The following is a 14169-nucleotide window of genomic DNA, read 5'->3' as shown; positions in this document are numbered from 1 at the left end:
GTCCGGCGCATGTGATCGAGACGCTGGTCGCCCTGGCCCGCGAGGAGACGAGTGGCGGTACGGCCGCGCCGGCGCCAGGCCCGGCGCGCTCGGCCCGTCCGGCCCGTCCGGCCCGTCACGCCGCCGGGCCCGGTGCGGATGCCCCGGCCACGACGCTGCTGGTCATCGGCCTGCCGGAGCGCCACCTGGAGAGGGTGCGCGGCCTGCTGGCCCACTGGCAGCAGCGGGGGCGGCGCTGGGTCGGCGACCCCGACGAGTGGCGCCTGGTGCCGGTCGCGGCGGAGAGCCCCCACCTGCCGCTGCTGGCGGAGCAGCAGTCGCACTGGGCGCTGTGGGTCGAGGCTGACGCCGAGGCCTTTCGGCGTACCTGGCGGCTGCTGCTGGCGCTGGCCGAGCGAGCGGGGCCTCGCCGGCTGCTGCTGGTGCACCCGCCGGGGATCGATCGCCGCGGGCTGCTCGACAACCTGCAGCAGGCCGCGGCGCACTACCTGGGCATCCAGCTGGTGGTACTGACATGAGCGCCCTGGCCACCGCCACGCAGCTGGTCATGGGCGCACTGGTGATGCTGCTGCCCGTCGGCGAGGCCGAGGCGGCCGGCAGCTGGGTGGCCACGGCGCCCGCGGTGCGCGCGGTGATGGTCGAGCGCGAGGTGGCCTCGGCGCCGCTGACGGCGCCCGACGCCCTGGCGGCCGGCGCACCGGAGACCGGACGGATCGACAGCGTGGTCTGGCAGTATCGGACCGCGCCGGGTCAGGCGGTGCATGCCCGGCTCTGCCACGCCGACGGCTGCCTGCCGCTGCCGGGCGGCCACGGCACCAGCCAGGCGCTGGCGGGCCTGCCGGCGGGCACCCCGCTGCACTTTCGTTTCTCGCTGGCGCCCGGGCAGCGCGGGGCGGTGACGGTCCAGGGATTGCAGGTGATCGTCAACTACCGGTAAGAGAAGGGTCCTGACAGAGGCAGTCGAACGGGATGTACACAGCAAAGGGCAAGATCGACCAGAACGAGCTCCTGACCCAGTACCTGCCACAGGTGCGGCGCCAGGCGCTGGCGCTTCAGGTCAGGCTGCCGGCGAGCATCGAGCTGGACGACCTGATCCAGGCCGGCATGGTGGGCCTGCTGGAGGCGCTGGGACGCTTCGATGCCGGCCAGGGGGCAAGCTTCGCCACCTTCGCCAGCCAGCGCATCCGCGGGGCGATGCTCGACGAGCTACGCAGCCGCGATTGGCTGCCGCGCAGCGTGCGGCGCAACGCCCGGGCGGTGGACGAGGCGGTGCGTCGCCTGGAGCAGCAGTTGGGTCGCCCCGCCGAGGAGCACGAGATCGCCGCCGAGCTGGACATGGACCTGGCGGACTACCGGCAGGTGCTCAGCGACACCAACAACGGCCAGCTGCTCCCCTACGAGGAGCTGGTGGCGGAGGGGGCCGACCCGGGCAACGACGACCAGGCCCTCTCGTCACCCTTCGCGGCCCTGCTGGATGGGGAGCAGCGCGGGCGGCTCATCGAGGCGATCGAGGCGCTGCCCGAGCGCGAGAAGCTGCTGATGGCGCTCTACTACCAGGAGGAGCTCAACCTCAAGGAGATCGGCGCCGTGCTGGGCGTGACCGAGTCGCGGGTCTGCCAGCTCCACGGGCAGGCGGTCAGCCGCCTGCGTGTAAAGCTGCGGGACGACTGACGCCAGGAGCCTGTCGGATTTGACCGATCGTAGCGAGAGATTCGGATTTCGAGATAAGTTTATCGATCTGATGAGGCGAATAGCCGGCTATTTAACGAATCAGATCGAATGAAATTGGCCGAAAGACCGGATCTCGCAGTAGATCAGCGTTGAGTCCGACAGGCTCCTCAGTTCACAGGTGCCCCATCAGCAGGTCGGTCTGGTCCATGGCGTCCAGGTAGCACTGCTGCAGCCGGTCCGGCGTCAGGGTGTCGCTGGCCTCGGCCACCTGCCGCTCGTGCTCCTCGGCCAGGGCCAGGATAGCCCCCAGGTGACCGCTGCGTCGGGTCAGCGCCTCGCTCATGGCCGGATCCAGCGGCAGCTCATCGAGCAGCTCGTCCTGGGACTCGTCCAGCAGCGGGCCCATCATCGAGAAGAGCCCGGTGGTGAAGGCGTCCTCGGGATCGATGTTGCGGAAGGGCGCGGCCAGGTTGCGGCACATGAAGGCGCGGATCAGGGCGATGCGGACCTTCAGCTTCGACGAGGGCATCTCCCCCGCCAGGGAGAGGGTCATGACCAGGCGGCGCAGCTCGTTGAGACCGAGGATCTGGATCGACCGCTTGAGGTCGGCCTGGTGGGCGCCGTGGGCGTAGAAGCTGGAGTTGGCCCGGCGCAGGATCGCCACGTGCAGGTGGGGCATCTGCAGGATCAGCTCGTAGAGCCGCAGCAGGTCAACGTCATCCCGGTAGAGCTCGTTGACTAGCCGCAGGTGGGCCGCGCGGTTGCCGTGGCGGCCGTGGTGACGGGCGGTATAGAAGGTCGGTTCGGCCAGGTAGCGGCCGTCGAAGAGGTGGCAGTCCAGGGCGCGGAAGCGCTCGAGGTGGTCCCGGTCGCGGATGTCGTCGGCGAGCAGCCGAACACCGCGCAGGCGCAGGGCGCGCAGCCGGTCGTCGTCGAGCTCGTCGGGGTGGCGCAGGCGCAGCAGGTCGGTGCGGGCCAGGAGTTCACGGCCCTGGGTGCGCAGGGTGGAGGCATGGACCAGCAGCCGATAGCCGCGCTCGCGGACCTCGTCCAGGCGGGCCTCGAGCTCCGGGGTCAGGCCGAGGTCCCGGGGCAGGCCGATGATCACCTGGCTGGCCGGTGCGGGCAGCAGGTCGGGGCGATCCAGCCACTCCACCGGCAGGTCGATGACTAGGTCCCGCCGGCCCAGGCGCTTGCGATCATCCAGTTCGTAGATGGCGGTGGCGAGCGCCCGGGCGGTCTCGGCCACCGGGTCGTCCTGGGGCTCCCCGTGGTGGCGGTAGAGCAGCCGGTCGGCGGCGTGCTTGTCCTCGGCGTCGTGGATCGGCTGGAGCGCGATGCTGAAGGCCTCGGCCTCCCTCTCTCCGGTCATGTGTCTCTCTCCCTGCGACATGATGCCTGCCTTTCTGGTAGCGGGCGCCGGGCCCTCGGGTGGCAGGTCGTGGCCATGAGATTATCACCCCCGCCGGCGCCTTGTCCGCCGGGCACGCCTAAAGGTTGGGGGGTGGTGGCCGATATCCCGTTAACACCCCGACTACCGGCAAGGAGCCGTGCATGAATCCGTCGACGCTCATCGGCATCTTCGCCAGCAGCGTGCTGCTGGTCAGCGTCCTGTTCTTCACCGCGGAATCCCCCCAGAGCTTCCTCAACCTGCCGGGCCTGGCCATCGTGCTGGCCGGGACCATGGCGGCCACCTTCATCAGCTACCCCCTCAAGGAGGTGCTGCGGGTGGTGCGCCTGGTGGGGCTGGTATTCCGGCGCGAGAACACCTACAGCCGCGATGACATCAAGGAGCTGGTGGACATGTCGCGGCTGTGGTTCAAGGGCGACGTGCGTGCCGTGGAAGCGGCCCTGGAGCAGACCCGCAACCCCTTCCTGCGCACCGGCATCCAGCTGGTGATCGCCAACACCAAAGAGCAGGAGATCTTCGATCTGCTGCGCTGGCGCATCGCGCGGCTCAAGGCCCGCGAGCAGGCCGAGGCGCAGATCTTCCGCACCATGGCCACCTATGCCCCGGCCTTCGGCATGATCGGCACCCTGGTGGGGCTGGTGAACATGCTGGAGGTGATGGAGGCCGGCGACCTGGAGGTCATCGGCCCGCGCATGGCCGTGGCCCTGCTGACCACCTTCTACGGCATCCTGCTGGCCAACCTGGTGTTCAAGCCGATCGCGGTGAAGCTCGAGCGGCGCACCGAGGAGCGGCTGATCGCCATGAACATGGTGCTCGAGGGCATCTCCCTGATCACCAAGCGGCGACTGCCCTCCTTCATCGAGGAGACCCTCAACTCCTTCGTCGCCAACTACCACGACGAGATCCGGGACGCCGGCCCGCCGCGCCAGGCCCCCGACGGGGCGGGCCAGAATGCTTGATCGGGACGCCCGGGAGGCGTTGCTGCCCGGCGGGGCGGGGGGCGACGAGGGCGAGGGCTGGCTGATGAGCTACCTCGACGTGCTCACCCTGCTGATCACCCTGTTCGTGCTGCTGCTGTCCATGGCCGGCAAGGGGCTGGAGGTGACCGGCAGCGAGCATGCCGGCGAGTCGACGCGGCAGGTCTCTCCGGCCGCCCAGGTCTCTGCCCTGGCGGTGGCGGGCGGGCTCGGGCCCGTGGCCACCGGGCTGCAGCCGCGGCATGATGGCCTGCAGCCGCGCTTCCGCGGGCTGGAGATCGAGGGGGTGAGCGTCGCGGAGGGCGAGCAGGGCATTACCCTGCGCATCGATGACAACCTGCTGTTCTCGAGCGGCCAGGCGGCACTCACCCCCGGCGGGGGCGAGGTGCTGCAGGGCCTGGTGGGAATGTTCGAGGCCTTCGAGGGCCAGGTCTCGGTGGAGGGCCACACCGACAGCATTCCCATCGCCACGGTGCGCTTCCCGTCCAACTGGGAGCTCTCCACCGCTCGGGCCATCGCCGTGTTGCGCTACCTGGCCGAGGCAGGGGTGGCGGAATCGCGGCTCCGGGCCATCGGCTATGCCGACACACAACCGCTGGAAAGCAACGACAGCGCCGAGGGGCGCGCGGCCAATCGACGGGTCGAGCTGTTGCTGAAGCAGTAACCACAAGAGACGGGGCAGCAAGGGAACGAGAGATGAAACACTGTGCACGAGTGGCGGGGCACTGCGGTCGCTGCGAGGGCGAGCTGCCCTTCGACTTCACCATGGCCTTCCAGCCCATCGTCGACCTTGCAGAGGCGCGGGTCACCACCTACGAGGCCCTGGTTCGCGGGCCGAACGGCGAGTCGGCCTGGAGCGTGCTCTCCCAGGTCACCGACGAGCTGCTCTATCGCTTCGACCAGGCCTGCCGGGTGCGGGCCATCGAGATGGCCAGCGCGCTCGGCATGCAGGAGAAGCTCTCCATCAACTTCCTGCCCAACGCGGTCTACGAGCCCTCCGCCTGCATCCAGGCCACCCTGGAGGTCTCCCGGCGGGTGGGCTGGCCCACGGACAAGATCGTCTTCGAGTTCACCGAGACCGAGCGGGTGAGCGACCAGGCGCACCTCAAGCACATCATCGACAGCTACCGCTCCATGGGCTTCACCACGGCGCTGGACGACTTCGGCAACGGCTATGCCAACCTGGACCTGCTCACCGTGCTGGAGCCGGACAAGCTCAAGGTCGACCGGGAGCTGGTGATGGACTGCGACCGGGACCCTCGCCGCCAGGCGCTGCTCCGCGCTGTGCGCGGCCTGGCCAACGAGCTCGGGCTCCAGGTGATCGCCGAGGGCGTCGAGACCCGGGAGGAGGCGCTCTGGCTGGGCCGGGCCGGTCTCACCCGGCAGCAGGGCTACTTCTATGCGCGACCGGCGGTGGCTTCCCTGGGTGAGGACCTGACGCCGCGGCTCCGGGAGCTGCGCGAGGCGCTGACGGCAGGGACGTACCGGAGCCGAGTCGGCTGAGGCCCGGGGCGGCTACTCCACCAGCCCCACGAAGGGCAGCAGGGTGACGGCGAGAATCGCCAGCACCGCGGCGGCCACCAGTAGCATCCGCACGGGGTGGTGCCGCAGCCGCGTCCACAGGGTCGGCGCCTCGCCGCGTTCGGCCAGGTCGTCGCGTTCCCGGCGCATGCGCTCGGCCAGCCCCTGCTGGTAGGCGTCCAGGACCTCCCGGGCGGCATCAAACTGGGCCTCGTCGTGGAGCCAGATGGCGGCCACGCCGAGCCCCCAGAAACCGGCCCGGGTCTCGAAGGTGTCGAAGCCGTGGGCCTCGAGCAGTTCGCGCACCTCCTCGGCCTCCGCGTCGGGCACGTTGCCCAGCCGGAACAGCAGCCTTGCCATCGTCTACCTCCCCGGGCCGCCCGTCACGGCTGACCCCACGGGGTGATGCTGGCCGGCGCCAGCGGCTCGCGCTCCCGGTGGCGGGTCAGCGCGCGCCCCTCAAGGGCGGTCAGCAGGATCTGCAGCGGGTCGCCGTGGCTGACCAGCAGGATCGTCTCGCCGGCGTGGCGGCGCTCCAGGGCGTCGATCACCTCGCACATGCGCCGGGCCACCGCCGCCACCGGCTCCACCCCGTACTCGCCATGTGCCGGGTCGCGGGCGTCATGGGCCCAGACCCGGGCATATCCGTCATCCGTTCCGCCCTCGAGCTCGCCGAAGTGGCGCTCGCGCAGCCGTGTCTCGGCCTCCAGGGCGAGGCCGAAGCGTGCCGCCACCCGGGCGGCGGTCTGGGTGGTGCGCAGGAAGTCCGAGTGCAGCAGCCGGGTCGGCGTCGGCCAGGCCCAGTCGGCCAGCAGCCCCTCGAGCTGGGCCTCGCCCCGGGGGGAGAGGCCGAAGTCGTCCAGGCCCCGTTCGGGCGAGCTGATGATCAGCCCGCGGGCGTTGGCCTGGCTGTGGCCATGGCGCATCAGCAGGTAGCGGTTGTGCATGGCGTGGGCTCAGGGTAGCTCGGCGCGTTCGATCACCACCGGCTCCTGCGGCACGTCCTGGAAGGGGCCGCGGCGCGTGGTGGGAACCCGCTTGATGGCATCCACCACCTCCATGCCGTCCACCACCTGGCCGAACACCGCATAGCCCCAGGTCTGGCTGGACTGCGGGCTGACGTGGTCGAGGAAGCCGTTGTCGTCGACGTTGATGAAGAACTGGGCGGTGGCGGAGTGGGGGGCCCCGGTGCGGGCCATGGCCAGGGTGCCGCGGCGGTTCTTCAGGCCGTTGTCCGCCTCGTTGGTGATCGGGTCGCGGGTCGGCTTCTGGCGCATCTCGGCATCGAAGCCGCCGCCCTGGATCATGAAGCCGTCGATCACCCGGTGGAAGATCGTCCCGTCGTAGTGGCCCTCCTGCACATAGGTGAGGAAGTTGTTGACGCTCTCCGGGGCCTCGGCCTGGAACAGCTCGATGCCGATGGCGCCATGGCTGGTGTGCAGGATCACGTCGGGGGTCGCCTCCTCGGCCTGGGCCGTGGTGGCGGCGAGGCCCAGGGGCAGGGCGGCGGCGAGCAGCAGGGCGGGAATCAGCGGGCGTTTCACGGGGCGTTTCACCTTGTGGCCGAAGGATGGGCCCCCAGCATAAGCGCCGGACGCTTCCCTGTCAGCGTTAGGCCGGCGTATTGCTCAAGGCTGTTCCGGCGACAGGCCTGCGAGGGGGCGCTGTAAACCCCTCCCTGGGCGCTTCCGATGCCATCCCTGGCATAGGACCCCCTCTCCGGCCTGTCCCCGGCGCCTTTCGCCAGTGTGACATAGGCTGCGGCGACAGCGCTGGGGGCAGCCCGTTGGCCACGGGCTCGGCATTGTTTGACATGGGTCACGAGGGAGGGCTGAAAAGAGGTATCGAGTATGGATCTTATGAGGGGATTCCCCGACCATTCGCTGCAGAGGGTCGGCGCGACGCGTCGACCCGGTGAATCCAGGCCCGGCCGGGCGGCCGGGCATCACCTGCGGCGGGAGGGTGCAGCAGATGGTGGCGGAACTCGGTAACTTCGCGCTGATCCTGGCGCTCTGCCTGGCGCTCTTCCAGAGCGTGCTGCCGCTGGCGGGCGCCCGGCTGGGCAATGCACGACTGATGCGTTCGGGCCGCTTCCTGGCCAGCGGCCAGTTCGTCTTCCTGGCGATCGCCTACGGGGTGCTCACCTGGGCCTTCCTGGCCAGCGACTTCAGCGTGCGCTACGTGGCCAGCCACTCCAGCCTGGCCCAGCCGACGCTGTACAAGGTCACCGCGGTGTGGGGCGGCCACGAGGGGTCGCTGCTGCTGTGGGTGCTGCTGCTCGGCGCCTGGGGCGTGGCCGTGGCCCGCTTCAGCCGCGCGCTGCCCCGGGAGATGCTGGCCCGGGTGCTGGCGGTGATGGGCATGATCTCGGTGGCCTTCATCGCCTTCACGGTCTTCACCTCCAACCCCTTCGAACGCATCGTGCCCGGTCCCGTCGACGGCCGCGGCATGAACCCGCTGCTCCAGGATCCGGGCATGATCCTGCATCCGCCGCTGCTCTACATGGGCTATGTGGGCACCGCGGTGGTTTTCGCCCTGGCCATGGCGGCGCTGATGGGCGGCCGGCTGGACGCCGCCTGGGCGCGCTGGTCGCGGCCCTGGACCACGGTGGCCTGGGTCTTCCTCACCCTGGGGATCGCCATGGGCTCCTGGTGGGCCTACTACGAGCTGGGCTGGGGCGGCTGGTGGTTCTGGGACCCGGTGGAGAACGCCTCCTTCCTGCCCTGGCTCACCGCCACCGCCCTGCTCCACTCCCTGGCGGTGACCGAGAAGCGCGGCGGCTTCAAGGTATGGACCCTGATGCTGGCGATCATCACCTTCGCGCTGACCGTGCTCGGGGCCTTCATCGTGCGCTCGGGGGTGATCACCTCGGTGCACGCCTTCGCCACCGATCCGGACCGCGGCGTCTTCCTGCTCGCCATGCTGGCGGCGACCCTGCTCGGCTCGCTGACCCTCTACGCCTGGCGGGCGCCGCGGGTCGGCCTGGGCGGCGGCTTCCACTGGCTCTCCCGGGAGTCGCTGCTGCTGGCCAACAACGTGCTGCTCACCGTGGCCTTCGCGGCGGTCTTCATCGGCACCCTCTACCCGCTGGTGCTCGACGCCTTCGGCCTGGGCAAGATCTCGGTGGGCCCCCCCTACTTCGATACCGTCTTCGCGCCGCTGATGCTGCCGCTGCTGCTGCTGGTGGGCCTCGGCCCCACGGTGATGTGGAAGCAGGCCGACCCCGCCGAGGTGGTGCGCCAGCTGCGCTGGGTGCTGCTGGCAAGCGTCGTGGCCGGCGGCCTCTGGCCGCTGACCCTGGGCGCCTGGCAACCGCTCACCGCCCTGTCGCTGATGCTGGCGATCTGGATCGTCCTGACCGCCTCGCTCGATATCCGCCGGCGGCTGGCCGGCCGCCAGCCCCTGGCCACGCGCCTCCGCCGGGTGCTGCGCCCGAGCTTCCTGGGCATGCACCTGGCCCACGTGGGCCTGGCGCTGGTGGTGGTCGCCATCGCCATGGTCAACACCTACGAGGTGGAGCGCGACGTGCGCATGGAGCCCGGCCAGACCACCGCGGCGGCGGGCTTCGACTTCACCCTGCTGCGCATGGAGGAGGTGCGCGGCCCCAACTACGACGCCGACCAGGCGGTGGTCGCGGTGACCCGCGACGGCCGCCCGGTGGCCACCCTGCTGCCCCAGCGCCGCTACTACGACACCCAGCCCCAGAACCCCATGCACCAGGCCTCGCTGCACCGCGCGGCGACCCGCGACGTCTATGTCTCCCTGGGCGAGCGGCTGGTGGGGGACGCCTGGAGCTTCCGGCTCTACTACAAGCCCTACATGGCCTGGATGTGGAGCGGCGCCATTCTGCTCGCCCTGGGCGGCCTGCTGGCGGCCGGTGACCGGCGCTATCGGCTGGCCCGGCGCCGCGAGCGCGAGCGCGAGCCGGCGACCGCGACCGGCCTGAACCGCGAGGTGACCGCCTCATGAAGCTCAAGCTGCTGATTCCGCTGGTGGCGGTCACCGCCCTGCTCGGCCTGCTGCTGCTGGGGCTGGGGCTCAACTCCCGGGACCTGCCCTCGCCGCTGGTGGGCAAGCCCGCCCCGGCCTTCGCCCTGGAGGCCCTGGAGGACCCACAGACGATCCTGACGGAGCAGGACTTCATCGGTGAGGTGGCGCTGGTCAACGTCTGGGCCACCTGGTGCAGCACCTGCCGCGCCGAGAAGCCGCTGCTGATGGAGCTGGCCCGGGCCGGCATCCCCATCCACGCCTTCAACTACCGCGACGAGCGCGAGGCCGCGCTGCGCTACCTGGCGATGACCGAGAGCCCCTACCGCACCATCGCCTATGACCCCGCGGGCGATGCCGGCATCGACTGGGGCGTCTACGCCACGCCGGAGACCTATGTGCTCGATGCCGAGGGGGTGATTCGCTACAAGCGCATCGGCCCGCTCACCCGCCAGCTGCTGCTCGACGAGGTGCTGCCCCTGATCGAAAGGCTGAGAGCCGAGTCGGCGGGGAGGGCGTCATGACCCGCTGGACGGCAGGCCTGCTCATGCTGCTGGCGCTGGCGCTTTCGCCCGGCATCGCCCTGGCCACGGCCATCGGCGAGCCGCTCGAGTTCGAGACCGAGGCCCAGCGCCAGCAGTACGAGACGCTGACCCGGGAGCTGCGCTGCACCGTGTGCCAGAGCGAGACGATCCACGAGTCCAACGCCGAGCTCGCCGCCGACATGCGCCGGCGGGTCTACCAGATGACCCGGGACGGCATGTCCGCCGACGCCATCGTCGACTTCATGGTGGCCCGCTACGGCGACTACGTGCGCTATCGGCCGCCGCTGCAGGCCAACACCGCCCTGCTCTGGGCCAGCCCCTTCCTGCTGTTCGGTGGCGGCCTGCTGGTGTGGTGGCAGGTGATGCGCCGGCGCGCCCGGCCCGATGACGAGCCCCAATTCACCGACCAGGAGCGTGCGGCGCTGGAGCGCCTGCGCCGTGGCAACTGACCCCGGAGGGATGCGATGAACGGCGTCTTCCTGCTGCTGGCCCTGGGCCTGTGCGTGCTGGCCCTGGCCTTCGTGCTGATACCGCTGCTGCGCGAGCCCCGGGGCGCCGAGGCCCCCGGGCGCCGCGAGGCGCTGCTGGCGGTGCACCGCGACCGCGTCGCCGAGCTCGACCAGGACCTGGCGGCCGGCACCCTGACCGCGGCGCGCCATGCCCGCGCCCTGGCCGACCTGGAGCGCGAGTTGCTCGACAGCGGAGGCCTGGACACCGATGGCGATGCCGGCGTCGAGCGCCGCGGTCAGCGTCGGCTGGTCACCGGCCTGGCCGCGGCGAGCCTGGCGCTGCTGCCCTTCGCCGCCGCCGGGATCTACCTGTCGGTGGGCCACGCCGATGAGGTCTTCGCCGCCCGTGCGCCGTCCGGCCAGCTGGCCCCGCCTGCGCAAGAGGCGCCCAGCGAGGCGGAGATGACCCGCGAGTTCACGCGGCTGGTGGAGGGGCTCCAGGCCCGCCTGGCCCAGGATCCCGAGGATCTGGAGAGCTGGGTGCTGCTGGGCCGCACCCTGGTGTTCCTCGACGAGTTCGAGGCGGCGGGCCGCGCCTTCGGCGAGGCGCTTCGCCACGGCGGCGATCGCGACCCGAACGTGCTGGTGCGCTATGCCGATGTGCTGGCGGAACTCGAGGGGGGGCTGGCGGGCGAACCGGCGGCGCTGATCGAGCAGGCCCTGGCCATCGACCCCGAGCATGCCCAGGGGCTGTGGCTGGCCGGCACCCGGGCCTATCGCGCCGAGGCCTTCGACGAGGCGCGCGGCTACTGGGAGCGCCTGCTGGCGGTGCTGCCGGCGGATTCGGCCGAGGCCGAGGTGATTCGCGGCAACCTGTCACAACTCTCGCTTCGCCAGGAGTGAGTGCCGCCGGGCCAGCCCGCGGTGCTTCCGCTGCTGCCCTGGCGTCAAGGGCCAAGGAGGTCAAGATGACGGTTCGCTTGAGTCGCGAGACGCTGCGTACGGTGCGCCAGGTGCCGCTGTTCGCCGGTCTCGGCGATGACACCCTGGCGCTTCTCACCGGCGGCGCCCACGAGCGCCGCTGTCCGCGCGGCACCCGGCTGTTCAGCGAGGGGGAGCCCGCGGATCGCTTCTACGTGGTACTGGACGGCTGGGTGAAGCTCTACCGCGACAATCCCCAGGGCAGCGAGTGCCTGGTGGGGCTCTTCACCCGCGGCGAGTCCTTCGCCGAGGCGGCGATGTTCGACCGGCTGGGCTTCCCGGTGAACGCCGCCACCGCCGAGGAGGCCCGGCTGCTGGTCTTCCCGGCGGAGCACTTCCTGGAGACCCTGCGCCAGCACCACGGCCTGACGCTCAACCTGCTGGCCAACCTCACCGCGATGCTCAGGGGAATGGTGCGGCAGCTCGACCAGCTCACCAACCAGTCGACCCATCAGCGGCTGGCGGCCTTCCTGGTCTCGCTCTGCCCGGACGACGCCGCCCGCGCCAAGGTCTGCCTGCCCTGCGACAAGATGCTGATCGCCGGCCGCCTGGGCATGAAGCCGGAGAGCTTCTCCCGGGCCATGGCGCGACTCAAGGGGCTCGGGGTCAGCTGCGAGCGCAACGCCGTGTGCATCGATGACCTCGCGGCCCTGAGGCGCCTGTCCGGCGCCGGCGACCCGATGCAGCCGATGCCGGCCTGTCCTCGCCTCAACGGCAGCGACCTGCCTGCCGACCTGCCGTCCCGGCCCATGGCCCGCTGAGCGAGGCCGCGCCGGACCCCCTCGGGAGTGCCGCCGCGACTTTCTCGGCGCCACCCATGACATAAGTCAACTCCCCGGTGCATCAATTGACAGTGGTCAAGTGAGTAAAGAGGTAAAGCTGCTACTACTTACCGGCAGGTGGAGGGTGACGGCTGGTGATGACCGACCGGGGTTGGAAAGGTCATGCCGGGCACCCGCCAGGCACACCCCAAGGGGAAATCAAGCGAGGCACGTTATGACCAAGAGAGCATTGAGCAAGGGGATCTTCGCCTTCAGCTTCCCGCTGGCCGCCATGATGGCGGGCGGCGTGCAGGCGGCGGCGCCGGAGATGTCGGCCGAGGAGCTGGATCGCGCGGGGCAGATCTACTTCTCCCGCTGCGCCGGCTGCCACGGCACCCTGCGCAAGGGGGCCACCGGCCCCAACCTGCTGCCCGAGACCACCGTCGACATGGGCCAGCGCCGCCTGGAGAGCATCATCACCTTCGGCACCGAGGGTGGCATGAACAACTTCGACGGCATCCTCGACGAGGACGAGATCGAGCTGATCGCCAAGTACATCCAGCAGACCCCGGAAGAGCCGCCGGAGATGTCCCTGGCCGACATCCGCGAGACCTGGAAGATCGTCGTCCCCCAGGAGGAGTGGCCCACCGAGCCCCAGCATGACCGCAACTGGGAAAACTTCATGGTCACCATCCTGCGTGACCGGGGCGCCATGGGGATCATCGACGGCGACACCAAGGAGCTGGTCACCGAGGCCGAGACCGGCTATGCCGTGCACGTGGCCAAGGAGAGCTCCGATGGCCGCTTCTGGTACGTCCAGGGCCGCGACGGCCGCCTCTCCAAGATCGACCTGTGGATGGACCCGCCCCAGGTGACCGCCGAGGTGTTCATCGGCATCGACGCCCGCGACGTGGCCGTCTCCCACTATGGCGAGTGGAAAGACAAGTACGTCATCGGCGGCGCCTACTGGCCGCCCCACTTCGTGATCGCCGACGCCGAGACCATGGAGCCGCTGAAGGTCGTCTCCACCCGCGGCTACGACACCGAGGGCAACTACGTCCATGAGGCCCGCGTCGCGGCGCTCTACAACACCCCCAACGCGCCGAGCTTCCTGGTCAACGTCAAGGAGACCGGCCAGGTCTGGCAGGTCGATTACAGCGATATCGAGAACCTGCGCATCGAGCAGATGGAGACCGCCGAGTACCTGCACGACGGATTCTTCGATCCCTCCGGGCGCTACTTCCAGATCGCCGCCAACTACAGCAACAAGATGGTGTTCGTCGACACCGAGACCCGCAAGCGGGTGGGCATGCTGGAGACCGGGCAGATCCCGCACCCGGGCCCGGGCGCCAACTGGGTCGACCCCGAGTGCGGCCCGGTGGCCGGCACCACCCACCTCGGCGAGGGCCGCATGACCTTCTGGGGCAACGACCCGGAGAACTATCCGGACCAGGCCTGGGAGATCTGCGGCAGCGTCGAGACCGACGGCCCCGGCCTGTTCGTGCGTACCCACCCGGAGTCCGACAACGTCTGGATCGACCAGGCCATGCACCCCGAGGCCGACGTCAACCAGTGGGTCATGGTCATGAACAAGGAGACCCGCGAGCTGACCCCGATCCACGTCGCCGACCGTCCCGTCGAGCATGACGCCGTGGCGGTGCACATGGAGTACGACCAGACCGGCTCCGAGGTGTGGGTCTCCATCTGGGCCCGCGGTCGCGGTCACCAGGATGACGGCGCCATCGTGATCTTCGACGACAAGACCCTGGAGGAGAAGGCCCGGGTCGAGAACCTGAACACGCCGACCGGCAAGTTCAACGTCTACAACCGCAAGAACCACGTCGGCTGATCGCGCATCAGCGACGC

General features: G+C 70.2%; 16 protein-coding genes. 12 read left to right on the top strand and 4 right to left on the bottom strand.

The annotated features are described in order from the left end of the window. Positions 1–11: 11 nt before the first annotated feature. From BDK63_RS02775 to BDK63_RS02765, 3 genes are read left to right on the top strand one after another with little or no spacing between them, the layout of a single operon-like run. The gene (locus tag BDK63_RS02775) at positions 12–518 is read left to right on the top strand and encodes a hypothetical protein (RefSeq protein WP_183329798.1); all 507 of its coding nucleotides are present in this window, start codon (positions 12–14) and stop codon (positions 516–518) included. After that, positions 515–937 (top strand): flagellar protein FlhE, encoded by a 423-nt coding sequence (locus BDK63_RS02770; protein ID WP_246385714.1) that lies wholly within the window; start codon positions 515–517, stop codon positions 935–937. Before BDK63_RS02775 ends, BDK63_RS02770 begins: the two co-directional genes overlap by 4 nt. Before the next feature lie 32 nt (positions 938–969). Continuing rightward, positions 970–1671, top strand: coding sequence for an RNA polymerase sigma factor FliA (locus BDK63_RS02765; RefSeq protein ID WP_183329797.1), 702 nt, complete (start codon positions 970–972; stop codon positions 1669–1671). Between the two features lie 172 nt (positions 1672–1843). Here the strand turns inward: BDK63_RS02765 and BDK63_RS02760 are convergent, their stop codons facing one another. Continuing rightward, positions 1844–3043: an EAL and HDOD domain-containing protein gene (locus tag BDK63_RS02760; protein ID WP_183329796.1), complete on the bottom strand. Its 1200-nt coding sequence runs from the start codon at positions 3041–3043 to the stop codon at positions 1844–1846. Positions 3044–3225: 182 nt separating this feature from the next. Here BDK63_RS02760 and BDK63_RS02755 point away from each other — a divergent pair, with 182 nt between their 5' ends. From BDK63_RS02755 to BDK63_RS02745, 3 genes are read left to right on the top strand one after another with little or no spacing between them, the layout of a single operon-like run. After that, positions 3226–4041, top strand: coding sequence for a motility protein A (locus BDK63_RS02755; RefSeq protein WP_183329795.1), 816 nt, complete (start codon positions 3226–3228; stop codon positions 4039–4041). After that, positions 4034–4723, top strand: coding sequence for an OmpA/MotB family protein (locus BDK63_RS02750; RefSeq protein WP_183329794.1), 690 nt, complete (start codon positions 4034–4036; stop codon positions 4721–4723). The genes BDK63_RS02755 and BDK63_RS02750 overlap by 8 nt, the downstream gene beginning before the upstream one ends. 32 nt (positions 4724–4755) lie before the next feature. Next, the gene (locus BDK63_RS02745) at positions 4756–5562 is read left to right on the top strand and encodes an EAL domain-containing protein (protein ID WP_183329793.1); all 807 of its coding nucleotides are present in this window, start codon (positions 4756–4758) and stop codon (positions 5560–5562) included. A 12-nt stretch (positions 5563–5574) separates the two neighbouring features. On the opposite strand, the gene BDK63_RS02740 is transcribed toward BDK63_RS02745, so the two are convergent. From BDK63_RS02740 to BDK63_RS02730, 3 genes are read right to left on the bottom strand one after another with little or no spacing between them, the layout of a single operon-like run. Then, complete coding sequence (locus BDK63_RS02740) at positions 5575–5940, bottom strand: DUF6164 family protein (RefSeq protein WP_183329792.1); 366 nt, start codon at positions 5938–5940, stop codon at positions 5575–5577. A 23-nt stretch (positions 5941–5963) separates the two neighbouring features. Continuing rightward, the gene (locus tag BDK63_RS02735; RefSeq protein ID WP_246385711.1) at positions 5964–6527 is read right to left on the bottom strand and encodes a histidine phosphatase family protein; all 564 of its coding nucleotides are present in this window, start codon (positions 6525–6527) and stop codon (positions 5964–5966) included. 9 nt (positions 6528–6536) lie between these two features. Then, positions 6537–7076, bottom strand: a complete 540-nt coding sequence (locus tag BDK63_RS02730) for a peptidylprolyl isomerase (protein WP_281379220.1) — start codon at positions 7074–7076, stop codon at positions 6537–6539. A 475-nt stretch (positions 7077–7551) separates the two neighbouring features. Here BDK63_RS02730 and BDK63_RS02725 point away from each other — a divergent pair, with 475 nt between their 5' ends. From BDK63_RS02725 to BDK63_RS02700, 6 genes are all read left to right on the top strand, one after another. Further along, positions 7552–9549 carry a heme lyase CcmF/NrfE family subunit gene (locus BDK63_RS02725; protein ID WP_183329790.1) on the top strand — a complete coding sequence of 666 codons (1998 nt, stop codon included), beginning with the start codon at positions 7552–7554 and terminating at the stop codon, positions 9547–9549. Then, positions 9546–10091: a DsbE family thiol:disulfide interchange protein gene (locus BDK63_RS02720; RefSeq protein ID WP_183329789.1), complete on the top strand. Its 546-nt coding sequence runs from the start codon at positions 9546–9548 to the stop codon at positions 10089–10091. Before BDK63_RS02725 ends, BDK63_RS02720 begins: the two co-directional genes overlap by 4 nt. Further along, a complete protein-coding gene (locus tag BDK63_RS02715; RefSeq protein ID WP_183329788.1) occupies positions 10088–10561 on the top strand; it encodes a cytochrome c-type biogenesis protein in 474 nt (157 codons plus the stop codon). The genes BDK63_RS02720 and BDK63_RS02715 overlap by 4 nt, the downstream gene beginning before the upstream one ends. 15 nt (positions 10562–10576) lie before the next feature. Continuing rightward, positions 10577–11464 (top strand): c-type cytochrome biogenesis protein CcmI, encoded by an 888-nt coding sequence (gene ccmI, locus BDK63_RS02710; protein ID WP_183329787.1) that lies wholly within the window; start codon positions 10577–10579, stop codon positions 11462–11464. Between the two features lie 65 nt (positions 11465–11529). Further along, positions 11530–12303, top strand: coding sequence for a Crp/Fnr family transcriptional regulator (locus BDK63_RS02705; protein ID WP_183329786.1), 774 nt, complete (start codon positions 11530–11532; stop codon positions 12301–12303). 235 nt (positions 12304–12538) lie between these two features. Next, the gene (locus BDK63_RS02700; protein WP_183329785.1) at positions 12539–14152 is read left to right on the top strand and encodes a cytochrome D1 domain-containing protein; all 1614 of its coding nucleotides are present in this window, start codon (positions 12539–12541) and stop codon (positions 14150–14152) included. Positions 14153–14169 lie beyond the last annotated feature (17 nt).

The sequence above is a fragment of the Halomonas campaniensis genome, assembly GCF_014193375.1.
GTDB lineage: Bacteria > Pseudomonadota > Gammaproteobacteria > Pseudomonadales > Halomonadaceae > Halomonas > Halomonas campaniensis.
Note: the sequence above shows the minus strand (reverse complement) of the source record. Positions and strands in the feature narration are given on the sequence as shown.